The following is a 13,758-nucleotide window of genomic DNA, read 5'->3' on the forward strand; positions in this document are numbered from 1 at the left end:
CCCCAGCGCGGGACAACCCCACCCGACGGGAGCGCGGCCACCCCGGGGCCGGCCGACGTCCCGCTGCAGGCGCGGCCTAGGGGAAGATCCGCTCCAGCACCTGGGCCACCCCGTCCTCGTCGTTCGAGGGGCAGCGGTGCGACGCGGCCGCGACGGCGTCGGGGTGGGCGTTCCGGACGGCGTACGAGGTGCCGGCCCAGGCCAGCATCGGCACGTCGTTGGGCATGTCGCCGAACGCCACGACGTCGTGCGCGTCCACGCCGAGCGAGCCGCACAGAGCCGCCAGCGCCGACGCCTTGGAGACGCCGGCCCGGCTGACCTCCAGCACCGGAGCATGACCCGAGTACGTCGCCGCCGCCAGCGAGCCCACCACGGCCGCCGCCCGCGACACGAACTCCGACGCCGACAGCGACGGGTGCGTCGCGACCAGCTTGGACACGGGCTCGGCCAGCAGCTCCTCCAGCGACGCGATCACCGTCCCGTCCGGCGCCGGCCAGGTCCCGCGGAACGACGGCTCCTGCCCGAACGTCAGCCGCCGCTCGATGGCGAACGTCGCGCCCGGCACGCTGGCCCGGATCGCCCGCGCCACCTCCAGCGCGACGTCGCCGGGGAGACCGTGCTCCTCGATCACCTCACGCCGGCGCACGTCGTAGACCAGGGCGCCGTTCGCGCAGATGGCCAGCCCATGCGAGCCGACCTCGGACGCCAGGACGTCGATCCAGCGCGGCGGCCGCCCGGACACGAACACCACCGTCGCGCCCGCGGACTCGGCCCGGTCCAGCGCCGCCCGGGTGCGCGGCGAGACGGTCCCATCGCTGCGCAGCAGGGTCCCATCGAGATCGGTGGCGACGACCTTCACGGCTGCGTCAGCCCGGACTGGACGGCGAAGACGACGAGCTGGGCGCGGTCGCGGGCGTGCAGCTTCACCATCGCCCGCGACACGTGGGTGCGGACGGTCGCCGGGCTGACCACCAGCTCGGCGGCGATCTCGTCGTTGGAGCGGCCGGTCGCCACCCACGCGACGATCTCGCGCTCCCGCTCGGTCAGCCGGTCCAGCTCCGGATGCGGCGTGCCGGCCGGGACGTCGCGCGCGCTGAACCGCTCGATCACGCGGCGGGTGACCGACGGCGACAGCAGCGAGGCCCCGTCGGCGACGACGCGGATCGCGTGCAGCAGCTCGGCCGGCGGCGAGTCCTTGAGGACGAACCCGCTGGCGCCGCCGCGCAGCGCCTCGAACACGTACTCGTCCAGCTCGAACGTCGTCAGCACGATGACCTTGACGTCGGCCAACGACGCGTCCGAGGTGATCTCGCGCAGCGCGGCCAGCCCGTCCAGCACCGGCATCCGGATGTCCATCAGCACGACGTCGGGCTTGGTGCGGCGGACGAGGTCGACGCCGGCGCGGCCGTCGGCGGCCTCGCCGGCCAGCTCGGTGTCGTCCTCGGTCTCCAGCAGCGTCGCCAGGCCCATCCGGACCAGTGCCTGGTCGTCGATCACCGCAACCCGAATCATGTGCTCGATCCTGACAGGTCGGCGCGGACGAGCGGCAGCCGGGCGTGGACGGCGAACCCGCCACCGGCGCGCGGGCCGGCCTGCAACCGGCCGCCGAGCGCCTCGGCGCGGGCGCGCATCCCGGCGATCCCGGTCCCCGACCCGTCGTCCTCGGCCGACGCCGACGCCGCCGACGACGCTGACGACGCCGACGACACCGGCGGCGACGGGACCGACGACCCGACGCCGTTGTCGCTCACCGACACCAGCAGCTCGTCGCCGGAGCCGGAGCCGGAGCGGCGGATCCGCACCTCGGCCCGCGTGGCCGACGCGTGCCGCAGCACGTTCGTCAGCGACTCCTGCACGATCCGGTACGCCGCGACGTCGACGTCCGGCGGCAGGTCGCCGGCCAGCGCGCCGGACAGGTCCGCCACCACCTCGACGCCGCCGGCCCGGATCCGGTCCAGCAGCACACCCGCCTCGGCCAGCCCGGCGACGGGACGCCGCGGCGCCGCCTCGCCGACCGGGCTGCGCAGCACCTGCAGCTCCGCCCGCAGCCCGTCCAGCGAGGACCGGCTCGTGTCGCGGATCGCCTCCAGCGCGGCCCGCACCTTCTCCGGGTTGCGGTCCAGGACGTGCAGCGCGACGCCGGCCTGCATGGCGATGACGGCCAGCCCGTGGCCGACGGAGTCGTGCAGCTCCTGCGCCATCCGCAGCCGCTCCTCCGACACTGCGCGACGGGCCAGCGCGGCCCGGACGTCGGCCTGCGACTCCCGCCGCGTCTGCAGCGCCGCGCCGATCGCCAGCGGCGCGCCGAACATCGCCAGCGACGCGATCGCCCACGCCGCGCCCTGACGCCACAGATCCGCGCCCGAGTCGTCCAGCAGCCGCACCGTCGACACGACGAAGAACGCGGCATAGTAGCCGCCGGCCCAGCGCAGCGCCGAGCGCAACGGCAGCTGCGCGCCGAGCGTGTACAGGACCACCGGGACGGTGATCATGATCGGGCCGTACGCGTAGTTCGCGACCAGGTACGTGAGCAGCGCCGCGCCGCTGATCAGCAGCGTCGTGCGCGGGTAGTGGCTGCGCAGCACCAGCGCCAACGCGGCGACGACCACCAGGGTGTACGCGAGCACGCCCGGCTCGCGGGCCCAGTCCTGCCCCTGCGACGCCCCGTGCGTCCCGCCGATGCCCACCACGACCAGCACCAGCGCGATGGCCACGTCGGCCAGCCAGGTCCGTGCCCTCTCCATGTCCTCGACAGTAGAGCCGGCGGCGCCCGCGCGGCGTCGGCGACGCGGCGTAACCGCACTACGCGGATCTGCGTATGCGCGATGCCGCTTCCTGACCGACGCCGGCGACGGCGGTCGCGCGGGACCGTGGCGGCATGACGAACTCGATCGTGGTCACCGACCGGCTGACCAAGCGCTACGGCGACCGGCTCGCCGTCAGCGACGTGAGCCTCACCGTTCGCCGCGGTGAGGTGTACGGCTTCCTCGGACCGAACGGAGCCGGCAAGACGACCACGCTGCGCATGCTGCTCGGCCTGGTCCGTCCCACCAGCGGGACCGCGACGATCCTGGGTCACGCCCCCGGCGAGCCCGGCGCGACGGCACGCATCGGCGCGCTGGTCGAGGGTCCCGGCTTCTACCCCTACCTCTCCGGCCGCGACAACCTGCGGGTGATGGCCCGCTACCAGGGCGTCTCGGACCGCGCCGTCGAGGACGTGCTCGAGCGGGTCGACCTCGCCGAGCGCGGCCGCGACGCGTTCAAGTCGTACTCGCTGGGCATGAAGCAGCGCCTCGGCGTCGCGTCCGCGCTGCTCGGCGACCCGGACCTGCTGGTCTTGGACGAGCCGACGAACGGCCTGGACCCCGGCGGCATGGCCGACATGCGCGAACTCGTCGTCGACCTCGCCGAGCAGGGGCAGACGGTGCTGCTGTCGAGCCACCTGCTGGCCGAGGTGCAGGAGATCTGCGACCGCGTCGGCGTCATCGCGCACGGCAGGCTGCTGGCCGAGAGCACCGTCGCCGAGCTGCGCGGCGCCGGCACGCTGCTGGTGCGCGCGCAGCCGGTCGAGCGGGCGCTCGCCGTGGCGATGCGGGTGGCCGGCGACGACTCCGTCCAGCTCACCGACGCCGGCATCCGGCTCGACCTGCCCGAGGACCGGGCGCCCGAGATGGCCCGCGCACTCGTCGCAGAGGGCCTCGACGTGCACGAGATCCGCCCCTCGGAGCGGTCCCTGGAGGACGTGTTCTTCGAGCTGACGACCGACCAGGAGGAGAACCGATGAGCACCGCGACGATGACCGCCCCGGCCGCCCACCAGACGGCGCGCGCCGTCCCGAGCCCGCTCGGCGGCCTGCTCGCCAGCACCCGCGCGGAGCTGCTGCGGCTGCGCAAGTGGCCCGCGGTCTGGGTCCTGGCGGTGGTGTGGCTGCTGCTCAACCTCACCTTCGCCTACATCTTCAACTACGTCGCCTACGCGACCGACTCCTCCGGCTTCTCCAACGAGGGCGTCGACCCGTCGGCACTGCTGCCGGAGCTGCTGCCGGCCGCGATCCCGTCGGTGTTCACCGGCGGCATGCCGATGTTCGGCGGCGCGATCATGTTCATCCTCGGCGCGCTGGCCGCCGGCAGCGGGTTCGGCTGGGGCAGCTGGAAGACGGCGCTCACGCAGGGCCCGGGCCGGATCTCGACGTTCGGCGGGACGCTGGTCGCCGTCGCCACGGTGGTCGTGACGGTGGTCGCGGCGACGCTGGCGCTGGACCTGGCGGCGTCGGTCCTGATCGCCGTCACCGAGGGCCAGACGCTGACCTGGCCGGCACTGGGTGCGCTGGCCGAGTCGGTCGGCGGCGGGCTGCTGATCTTCGGGATGTGGGCGTCGGCCGGCGTGCTGGTCGGCGTGCTGACCCGCAGCCCGGCGCTGGCGGTCGGCCTCGGCCTGGTGTGGTCGCTGGTGATCGAGAACCTGCTGCGCGGCGTCGGCAACCTGCTCGGCGGCGTCGAGTACGTGACGAACGTACTGCCGGGGACGGCGGCCGGCTCGGTGGCCGGCGCGCTGGGCCCGGCCAGTGAGGGCGACCCGGAGGGGGCGCCGGGCATCCTCACCGTGCTCGACGGCGGACCCGCGGCGCTGCTGGTGACGGCGTACCTGGTGATCTTCGCCGCGATCGCCGCGGTGCTGATGAAGCGGCGCGACGTGCCCTGATCCACCCGCACCGGCGCTCGCCCGCCGTCCCGCGACCCGGGACGGCGGGCGACGTGTCGGCGCCCGCGCTTAGGGTGGCCTTCCCAGCTGACACAGCGGCAGGCGAGGAGGTGCGATGCGGTTCGGCGTTCTGGGCCCGGTGGCGGTGTACGGCGACGACGGCGTGCCCGTCCCCGTCGCGTCGGCCAAACAGCGGCTGCTGCTGGCCGTCCTGCTGTCCCGCCGCAACACCCTGGTCAGCACCGACACGCTGGTCGACGCGGTGTGGGACGGCCGCCCGCCGCGATCGGCGCGGGCCAACCTGCACAGCTACGTGCACCGGCTGCGGCGGCTGCTCGGCGAGTCGCGCATCGTGCACGAGCGGTCCGGCTACCGGCTCGTCGTCCGTCCCGCCGAGGCCGACGACGAGGAGTTCGAGCGGCTGGTCGTCGAGGGCCGCGACGCGCTGGCGGACGGCGACGTCGAGCGGTCCGCCGAGCTGGCGCACCGCGCGGTGGCGCTCTGGCGCGGGCCGCGGGCCTACACCGACGTGGCGGACTGCGCCGCCGTCGAGCCCGAGGCGAGCCGGCTGGACGAGCTGCGGCTCACCGCGGTCGAGCTGCGCATCGACGCCGGCCTGGCGCGGGGCCGGCACGACCTGCTGGTCGGCGAGCTGACGGCGCTCGTCGCGGCGCACCCGCTGCGGCAGCGGCTGCACGCCCGGCTGATGCTCGCGCTGCACCGCGCCGGACGTCCGGCCGAGGCGCTCGACGTCTACCGGCGGGCCCGCGCGACGCTGGTCGAGGAGCTGGGCCTGGAGCCGGGGCCGGAGCTGCGCGAGCTGGAGCGGGCCATCCTCGCCGACGACCCTGCACTCGCCCCGCCCGGGCCGGCCGCCGCGGCGCCGGCCCCGGCGCAGCTGCCGCCGGACGACCCGGCCTTCACCGGCCGCCGCGCCGAGCTGCGGCGCGTCACGTCCTGGCTGGCGCAGGACGGCGCCGTCGTGACGATCAGCGGGCCGGGCGGCGCCGGCAAGTCCGCGCTCGCGCTGCGGGCGGCACACGCGGCCGCCGCCGAGTTCCCCGACGGCCGGCTGTACGTGAACCTGCACGGCGCGACGCCCGGCGTCCGCCCGCTGCAGCCGGAGGAGGTGCTGGCGCGGCTGCTCGGCTCGCTCGGCGTCGACGAACGCCGCGTCCCCGCCGACCCGGCCGCGGCCGCCGCGCTGTACCGGGCCACGGTTGCCGGGCGGCGGCTGCTGATCGTCCTCGACGACGCCGACTCCGCCGCGCAGGTGCGCCCGCTGCTGCCCGGGCCCGGCCCCGGTCCGGCGCTGCTGGTCACCGGCCGCCGGGTGCTCGCGACACTGACGCAGGCCCGGCCGCTCGCGCTCGGCACGCTGCCGCCGGACGAGGCGATCGCGCTGCTCGCCGCCCAGGCCGGGTCGGACCGCGTCGCCGCCGAGCCCGACGCCGCCGCCGAGATCGTCGCGCTGTGCGGGCTGCTCCCACTGGCGGTCCGGGTCGCCGGCGCGCGGCTGCGGTCGCGGCCGGACTGGCCGCTCGCCGCGCTGCGCGACCGGCTCGACGACGCCCAGCACCGGCTGGACGAGCTGGAGCACGACGATCTCGCCGTCCGCACCAGCTGCGACGTCGCCTACCAGGCGCTGCCGCCGGCCGCGGCGGACGTCTTCGCCGGCCTGGGCCTCACCGGGTTCGCCGACTTCACCGTCCACACCGCGGCCGCGCTGGCCGGCCGGTCGCTCGCGGTCACCCGGCGGGCGCTGGACCGGCTGGTGGACGCGCAGTTGCTGACCGCGGCGCCGGACGACCGGTTCACGGTGCACGACCTGGTCCGCCTCTACGCGCGGGAGCAGGCGGAGCGCACGCTGACCCCGTCGGAGCGAGCCGACGCGATCCGCCGCGCCCTGCACCACTACCTCGCCGCCGCCCGGCACGCCTCCCGCTCCAGCGTCGCCTGGTCCGACCGGCACGCCCAGATCGGCCCGCCCGAGCTCCCCGGCGGTGCGGCGGGGGATGCCGTCAGGGGTAGGCTGCGGGCGTCCGAGCGAGGAACGAGCGAGGCGGGCGGGGACGGCATCCCCCACCGCACCGCCGGCGCCATACAGCCGGACGGGCCCGCGATCGCGGCCTGGGTGCGCGCGGAGTCCGACAACGTCGCCGCGGCCGCCATCCACGCGGCGGCGCTCGACGGCGACGGCCCGGCGATCCTGGCCGGGCTGGCCGCGGCGATGGCGCACCCGCTGCGCAGTCAGGACCGCTGGGCCGACATCGTCGCCCTCGGACACCTCGCGCTCGGCACGATCGGCGACGACGGCCCCGCCCGCTGGCGGGCGAAGCTGCACCAGAACCTCAGCGACGGCTACTTCATGCTGAACCGGCTGCCCGAGGCGCACCGGCACGGCCGGGCCGCCGTCGCGGCCGCGCACGAGGACGGCGACCGCCGGGCCGAGGCCGACGCGCGCAGCACGCTCGGCTTCGTCCTGCACCACCTCAACCGCACCGACGAGGCGTTCGACGAGTACCGCCGGGCGGTGCGGATCCAGCGCGAGATCGACGACATCCGAGGTCAGGCCGTCACGCTGACCCGGCTCGGCGCCGGCCATCATCTCGGCGGCCGGCTGGACGAGGCGGTCGCCTGCCAGGAACGCGCGCTGGAGCTCGACGACAGCCCGCACCTCACCGGCATCGCCCACTTCCGGCTCGGCGACGCGCACCTCGACGCCGGCCGGCCGGAGCTCGCGCTGGACTGCCTGGAACGGGCCATCGCAGCGTTCCAGGCGTGCGGCTCCAGCGTCGACGAGGCGCTGGCGCGCTGGCTGCGCGGCGACATCCTGCGCCTGCTCGGCCGCGACGGCGACGCCCGGCACAGCTGGCGCAGCTCGGCGGACCTGCTGCGGCAGATGCGCAGCCTGACCGGCGACGAGGCCGGCGACCTGCTCGGCGCGCCGGTCCCGCGGATGCCCGACGTGCTGCGTCGCGGCCGGGATGCCCGCCCGGCGGGCTGACCGGCGGGTCAGCGCGCGTGTAGTGCCCGTGTAGCGGCGGCTGTCATCGTCTCCCCACGTGACATCCATGACCCGTGCCCTGGCCGTCCCACTGGCCGGCATCGCCCTGCTGTTCGCCGCGGCCTGCGGCTCCGACGACGACGCTCCCCCGCCCTCGGCGCCGGAGGGAGACGACCTCGAGCTCACCATGACCGACCCGCCGGCCGACTCCGCCGACGCCGGTGACTACTGCGGGCTGCTGGAGTCGATGGGCACCGACGTGCTCGCCGGCGCCGGCAGCAGCGACCCGGACGCCGCCGCCGGCCTCGTCGACACCTACCGCGACATCGCCGCCGTCGCGCCGGACGACGTCGCCGCCGACTGGACCGCGCTGGCCGACGCGATGCAGGCGCTGGCCGACATCGACCCGGCCGACCCCGACGCGATGGCCGAGCTGGAGGACCTCGGCGACCTCGCCGCCGTGAGCCAGCGGCTGGGCGAGAGCGTCACCACCGAGTGCGGCTGACCTCGACGGGAGCGGACGTTCGGGGGACGTCCGCTCCTGGCCCGCTCACTCGCGAGGGCTGATCTCCAGGCCGAGCGTGAGGTCGGTGACCAGCTCACCCCCGTCGGTGCCGTTGCTCATCTCGAGCGCGAGATGCGTGGTGATCGCGCTGGCGCCGGAGACGGCGACCGGGAAGCTCAGGCTGCCGCTGCTGGTCCCGCTGCCACTGCCGGTGCCCTCGATCACCTCGAGGCTGCCGGTGGCGTCCTCGATCGTGGTGGGCTGCGCCTCCTGCGTCACCTCGGTCTCCAGCGTGTACGCGTCGCCGTCGAACTCGGTGAGGTGGTAGGTGACGTCGCTGCAGTACAGGATCCCGTTGACGTCGATGCCGGTGCTGACCGTCCAGACGGCGCCGACGCCGACCGGATCGACCGGCAGCGGCACGGTGAGCTGCTCCAGCTGGGCGTCCAGCTCACCCATCGCCTGCATGAGCTCCGGGCTCAGGCCGGACGTGTCGACCGCGCCGTCGACGAACGCGCCGTTGCGGGTGGTCGTGATCGTGCCCGTCATGCCGACGATCGGGGCCAGGCTCTGCGCGACCGCCGGGTCCTCGCTCTCCATCTCGGCCTTGTCGTAGACGAACGACATCGCGATCTCGTCGTCGGTGACCTCGTCGACGGTGGCCTGGAAGCCCATCAGCATGGCCGGGATCGGCGCGCTCTGCGGCGGCCCGCCGTCGATCGCCGTCGTGCCCTCCATGCTCACTCGCATGTCGAGCGCGACGGTGTCGCCCGCCGACGGCGCCAGCTCCATCACCGTCAGCGGCTCGGCGCCGGCCTCGGTGACGGTGAGCTCCGGCTCGCCCGCGGCGCAGGCCGGCTCCGCGTCCGCCGGCTCGCCGGTCGGCTCCGCGCTGGCCTCGGACGAGGGCTCGGCCGTCGCGGACGTGGTCGAACCGGCCTCGCCGCCGCCGTCGTCACCGCAGGCGGCGAGCACGAGCAGGGCAGCGGCCAGCGGCAGGCAGCCGGTGATGCGGCGCACGGGGACTCCTCGGGTGTGGTCGGGGCGGATCGCACTCTAGCCGCCACCCCGGACACCGGCTCAGCCGCGGCCGGTGATCTCCGCCTGGATCGCCGTCTTCACCTCGACGGTCTGCTCGGTGCCGGCCCCGTCGGAGGCCATCACGACGGAGTTGGTGGCATTGCTGGACCCCTCGACGGCAACCGGGAAGCTCAACCGGCCGCCGCTGGTGCCGGTGCTGCTGCCCGACCCCTCGACCACGTCGATCGTCACCCCGCCCTCCTCGATCGTCCCCGGCTCCAGCCGCTGGGACGCCTCGACGGCGAGCTCGTAGGCGTCGCCGTCGAACGCGGTCAGCTCGTAGCCGGTCGTGGTGCACCAGGTGATGCCCTGTGCATCGACGTCGGTGACGACGTCCCAGGTGGCGCCGATGCCGACCGGCACGGTGGGCAGCGGGATCGTGAGACTGGCCAGCTCCTCCTCCAGCTGCCGCATCATCGGGGCGAGCTGCGGGTCGAGGCCGGCCAGATCGAGCCCGCCGTCGACGAACGCCCCGCTCCGAGTGGTTGTGATGGTCCCGCCGATGCCGACCACCGTCTCGAGGCTGGCCCGCGTCGCCGCGTCGACGCCGTCCGCCTCGACCCGGTCGTAGGCGATCGCGGTGGTGATCTCGTCGTCGGTGACCTCCTCGACGGTCATCGCCATGCCGATGACCATCGGTTGCGCCGCCATCGCGGGCCTCGCGACGCCGTCGACCGTCGCCGTGGTGTGGATCGTCAGGCTCAGGTCGATGCCGCCGGTGTCGCCGGCCGACGGCGCCAGCTCCATCAGCGTCCGGGGCTCGGCGCCGGGGTCGCTGACGGTGGCCTCCGGCGGGCCGTCGGTGCAGGACGCCGACGCGGCCGGCGCCGGTCCGTCGTCGGCGGCGGCGACGTCGGCCTCGGTGGCCCGGCCACACGCGGCGAGGACGAGCAGGGCGGCGGCGACGGTCAGCCGGCCGGCGATGCGGCGCACGGGCACTCCTGGGACTGGTTCGGGGCGAGGGCGGATCGCACTCTAGCCGCCGGCCCGGACAGAGCCGCTCAGCCGGTCGGGCCCCGTCCGCTCCAGCTCCACGCGTAGGCGCCGTCGTCGGTCTGCTGGCCGGCCTCGCCGATCTCCAGCGGCCGGAACGTGTCGACCATGACCGCGAGCTCGTCGAAGTAGTCCTTGCCCAGCGCCCGCTCGATCGCGGCCGGCTGCGGGCCGTGCGAGTGGCCGCCCGGGTGCAGCGTGATCGAGCCCTGCCCGATGCCCGAGCCCTTGCGCGCCTCGTAGTCGCCGCCGCAGTAGAACATGACCTCGTCGGAGTCGACGTTGGAGTGGTAGTACGGCACCGGCACGGCCAGCGGGTGGTAGTCGACCTTGCGCGGCACGAAGTTGCAGATGACGAAGTTGTAGCCCTCAAAGACCTGGTGCACCGGCGGCGGCTGGTGGATGCGCCCGGTGATCGGCTCGAAGTCGTCGACGTTGAACGTGTACGGGTACAGGCAGCCGTCCCAGCCGACCACGTCGAACGGGTGCGTCGGGTAGGTGACGATGCTGCCGACCAGGCCGGACGGGCCGTGACCGCGGTGCTTCGTGTACACCTCGACGTCGGCGCCCTCGGTGACGAACGGCTCGGCCGGCGCGGTCAGGTCGCGCTCGCAGTAGGGCGCGTGCTCCAGGAACTGGCCGAACCGCGACAGGTACCGCTTCGGCGGCGTGATGTGCGAGTTCGCCTCGACGACGTACGCGCGCAGCGGACCGTCGCCGGTCGGGACCCAGCGGTGCACCGTCGCCCGCGGGATGATCGCGTAGTCGCCCTTGCGGACCCGCAGCAGGCCGAACATCGTCTCCAGCGTCGCCTCGCCGTCCTCGATGTAGACGCACTCGTCGCCGATCGCGTTGCGGTACAGCGGCGACGACTCGCCGGCGGCGACGTAGGCGATCCGGACGTCGCCGTTGCCGAGCAGCAGCCGCCGCCCCGTCACGACGTCGAACGCCTTCCAGTCCTTGCCCGGGAACAGGTCGTGCGGCTTGAGGTGCAGCGGCTTGAGCGGGTGGTTGGCGACGGTGCGCGCGTCGGGCAGGTCCCAGATGCGCGAGTCGACGATCGCCGACGGGACGCCCTCGTGGTACAGCAGCGACGAGTCCGAGGAGAACCCCTCCTCGCCCATCAGCTCCTCGTAGTAGAGGGCGCCGTCGGGCCGGCGGAACTGCGTGTGCCGCTTCGGCGGGACCTGGCCGACGCTGCGATAGAACATCTCCGTCACCTTCTCGACGTTGTTCGCATATCGGACTCACTTGCCCGGATATCGACCAGCGTCCAGGATGGGTAGGACGCTGTCAAGGGAGCGCGATGACGATTGCACCGATCTTCGAACGGCTGATCGACGACGCCGCCGTCTTCCCGCCCGGCGACCTGCCGCTGGCCGACGCGGTGCCGGCGCACGTCGCGCACCGGTCGGCCTGGTACTCGGCGCTGGTCGGGCCGCTGCTGTGCCGTGCGTCGGACCTGGAGTCGCTGGCCGCGCTGGCGTCGTCGCTGCCGTCGCCGCTGGAGGTGGCGGTCGTCGTCGACACCGGGACGGCCGGCGTGCTGACCGCCGTCGACGCCGTCGCGCACGAGTCTCAGCTGGTGCTGCGCGGCGTCGAGGTGCCGCTGCGGGGCGAGCCGCTGGGCGAGACCGCGCGGCGGACGGTGGCCGCGCTCGACGCCGCGCTGGGCGGTCCGGACGACGAGGAGCCGGCCTACGTCGAGGTGCCGCGCGCGCCGGGCTGGGAGGTGGCGCTGGACGTCATCGCCGACGCCGGGTACCGGGCCAAGCTGCGCACCGGCGGGCCCTCCGCCGACGCCGTCCCGTCCGGCGACGAGGTGGCCGCGTTCGTCATCGCCTGCATGGACCGGGGCGTGCCGTTCAAGTTCACCGCCGGGCTGCACCACGCCGTCCGGCGGCCGCCGGAGCACGGGTTCCTCAACCTGCTGCTCGCGGTGGGCCGGGCGGTCGAGGGCGCGCCGGCGGCGGAGGTCGCGGCGGCGCTGACGATCGACGACGGCGGCGAGCTGGCGTCCGCTGTGAGTGCGCTGCCCGCGATGTCGGTGCGGCGCTGGTTCACGTCGTACGGGTCGTGCAGCATCGCCGAGCCGCTGGCCGAGCTGGACGAGCTCGGGCTGGTGGCTGCGCCGTGAACTGGCTGCCGCTGGGCGACGAGGACCCGTTCGACAGGTGGACGCTGCCGTACGGCGTCTTCGTGGTGGGCGGCTCGGCGCCTCGGGTCGGCGTCGCGGTGGGCTCGTGGGTGCTCGACCTCGCACCGTTGGCCGGCGATGAGCTGTTCGCGCAGCCGTCGCTGAACCCGTTCCTCGCCGCCGGGCGGCCGGTGTGGGACGCGGTGCGCGCCCGGCTGCTGTCGCTGGTCACCGACCCGCGGCATCGTGAGCTCGTCGAGCCGCACCTGATCCCCGCCGCCGACGTCGAGCTGCGGCTGCCGTTCGAGGTCGCCGACTACGTCGACTTCTACGCCTCGCAGACGCACGCCGAGAACGTCGGGCGGCTGTTCCGTCCGGACAACCCGGCGCTGCCGGCGGCCTGGCGGCACCTGCCGATCGGGTACCACGGGCGCGCCGGCACCGTCGTCGTGTCCGGGACGCCGATCGTGCGGCCGTCCGGACTGCGCCGGGCCGGCGACTCCGTCGAGTTCGGGCCGTCGCTGCGGCTGGACATCGAGGCCGAGGCCGGCTTCGTCGTCGGCACGCCGTCGGCGCTGGGCGCGCCGGTGCCGGTCGGCGCGTTCGAGGACCACGTCTTCGGGATGGTGCTGGTCAACGACTGGTCGGCGCGCGACATCCAGGCCTTCGAGTACGTCCCGCTCGGCCCGTTCCTGGGCAAGTCGTTCGCGACGTCGGTGTCGCCGTGGGTGGTGCCACTGGCCGCGCTGTCGCATGCGCGGGTCGAGCCGCCGCCGCGTTCTCCGGCTGTTGCCGACTACCTGCGCGACGAGGAGCCGTGGGCCCTGGACGTGTCGTTCGAGGTGGAGTGGAACGGGACGGTGGTCTCGCGGCCGCCGCAGCGCTCGCTGTACTGGATGCCGGCGCAGATGCTCGCCCATCTGACGGTGAACGGCGCGTCGGTGCGCACCGGCGACCTCTACGCGTCCGGCACGATCAGCGGCCCACGCCCCGGCGGCAGCGGCTGCTTCCTGGAGCTGACCTGGAACGGCGCCGAACCCGTGCAGTTGACCGACGGAGCCCGCCGCACGTTCCTCGAAGACGGCGACACCGTCACCCTCCGCGCGACGGCGCCGGGACCAGCCGGGTCGCGCCAGCGACTCGGCGAGGTCACCGGCACGGTCGCCCCGTCCCCGTCCCCATGATCATCAATGATCCAACCACCTATAGAGCCTGTTGCTCTTTGTGGTTGTAGCTGACCGGTGTGGTTCGGGTTGGTGGTTCTTGGGTTGTCGGCTTGTCGGGGTCCGGTGCTGGTGGGCTGGTCAGGCGGTGGCGATCTGGGCGGTGGTGATG

General features: G+C 74.5%; 12 protein-coding genes. 6 read left to right on the plus strand and 6 right to left on the minus strand.

Annotated elements, in window-relative coordinates:
• Positions 1-76: 76 nt before the first annotated feature.
• From C1I92_RS31235 to C1I92_RS31245, 3 genes are read right to left on the minus strand one after another with little or no spacing between them, the layout of a single operon-like run.
• Entirely contained in the window at positions 77-859 is a 783-nt protein-coding gene (locus C1I92_RS31235) for an HAD family hydrolase (protein WP_111258537.1), read from the minus strand.
• Positions 856-1,512, minus strand: coding sequence for a response regulator transcription factor (locus tag C1I92_RS31240; RefSeq protein WP_111258538.1), 657 nt, complete (start codon positions 1,510-1,512; stop codon positions 856-858). The genes C1I92_RS31235 and C1I92_RS31240 overlap by 4 nt, the downstream gene beginning before the upstream one ends.
• On the minus strand, positions 1,509-2,744 hold the full coding sequence (locus C1I92_RS31245; RefSeq protein ID WP_111258539.1) for a sensor histidine kinase: 1,236 nt from the start codon (positions 2,742-2,744) through the stop codon (positions 1,509-1,511). Before C1I92_RS31245 ends, C1I92_RS31240 begins: the two co-directional genes overlap by 4 nt.
• Before the next feature lie 134 nt (positions 2,745-2,878).
• On the opposite strand from C1I92_RS31245, the gene C1I92_RS31250 reads away from it, so the two are divergent.
• The 4 genes from C1I92_RS31250 to C1I92_RS31265 all read left to right on the plus strand — a co-directional run bounded on the left by C1I92_RS31250 (position 2,879) and on the right by C1I92_RS31265 (position 8,213).
• Positions 2,879-3,784: an ABC transporter ATP-binding protein gene (locus C1I92_RS31250; RefSeq protein ID WP_111258540.1), complete on the plus strand. Its 906-nt coding sequence runs from the start codon at positions 2,879-2,881 to the stop codon at positions 3,782-3,784.
• Positions 3,781-4,701 (plus strand): hypothetical protein, encoded by a 921-nt coding sequence (locus tag C1I92_RS31255; protein ID WP_199521777.1) that lies wholly within the window; start codon positions 3,781-3,783, stop codon positions 4,699-4,701. The genes C1I92_RS31250 and C1I92_RS31255 overlap by 4 nt, the downstream gene beginning before the upstream one ends.
• Before the next feature lie 115 nt (positions 4,702-4,816).
• On the plus strand, positions 4,817-7,708 hold the full coding sequence (locus C1I92_RS31260) for an AfsR/SARP family transcriptional regulator (RefSeq protein ID WP_111258541.1): 2,892 nt from the start codon (positions 4,817-4,819) through the stop codon (positions 7,706-7,708).
• Between the two features lie 67 nt (positions 7,709-7,775).
• A complete protein-coding gene (locus tag C1I92_RS31265; protein WP_111258542.1) occupies positions 7,776-8,213 on the plus strand; it encodes a hypothetical protein in 438 nt (145 codons plus the stop codon).
• Positions 8,214-8,258: 45 nt separating this feature from the next.
• On the opposite strand, the gene C1I92_RS31270 is transcribed toward C1I92_RS31265, so the two are convergent.
• From C1I92_RS31270 to C1I92_RS31280, 3 genes are all read right to left on the minus strand, one after another.
• The gene (locus C1I92_RS31270) at positions 8,259-9,233 is read right to left on the minus strand and encodes a hypothetical protein (protein WP_111258543.1); all 975 of its coding nucleotides are present in this window, start codon (positions 9,231-9,233) and stop codon (positions 8,259-8,261) included.
• Positions 9,234-9,293: 60 nt separating this feature from the next.
• A complete protein-coding gene (locus tag C1I92_RS31275) occupies positions 9,294-10,226 on the minus strand; it encodes a DUF6263 family protein (RefSeq protein WP_111258544.1) in 933 nt (310 codons plus the stop codon).
• Between the two features lie 68 nt (positions 10,227-10,294).
• Complete coding sequence (locus C1I92_RS31280; protein ID WP_111258546.1) at positions 10,295-11,497, minus strand: homogentisate 1,2-dioxygenase; 1,203 nt, start codon at positions 11,495-11,497, stop codon at positions 10,295-10,297.
• A 95-nt stretch (positions 11,498-11,592) separates the two neighbouring features.
• Here C1I92_RS31280 and C1I92_RS35165 point away from each other — a divergent pair, with 95 nt between their 5' ends.
• Positions 11,593-12,423 carry a hypothetical protein gene (locus C1I92_RS35165; RefSeq protein ID WP_233507494.1) on the plus strand — a complete coding sequence of 277 codons (831 nt, stop codon included), beginning with the start codon at positions 11,593-11,595 and terminating at the stop codon, positions 12,421-12,423.
• A complete protein-coding gene (gene fahA, locus C1I92_RS35170; RefSeq protein ID WP_233507496.1) occupies positions 12,420-13,607 on the plus strand; it encodes a fumarylacetoacetase in 1,188 nt (395 codons plus the stop codon). The genes C1I92_RS35165 and fahA overlap by 4 nt, the downstream gene beginning before the upstream one ends.
• Positions 13,608-13,758 lie beyond the last annotated feature (151 nt).

The organism is Jiangella anatolica (genome assembly GCF_003236295.1).
Classification (GTDB): Bacteria; Actinomycetota; Actinomycetes; order Jiangellales; family Jiangellaceae; genus Jiangella; species Jiangella anatolica.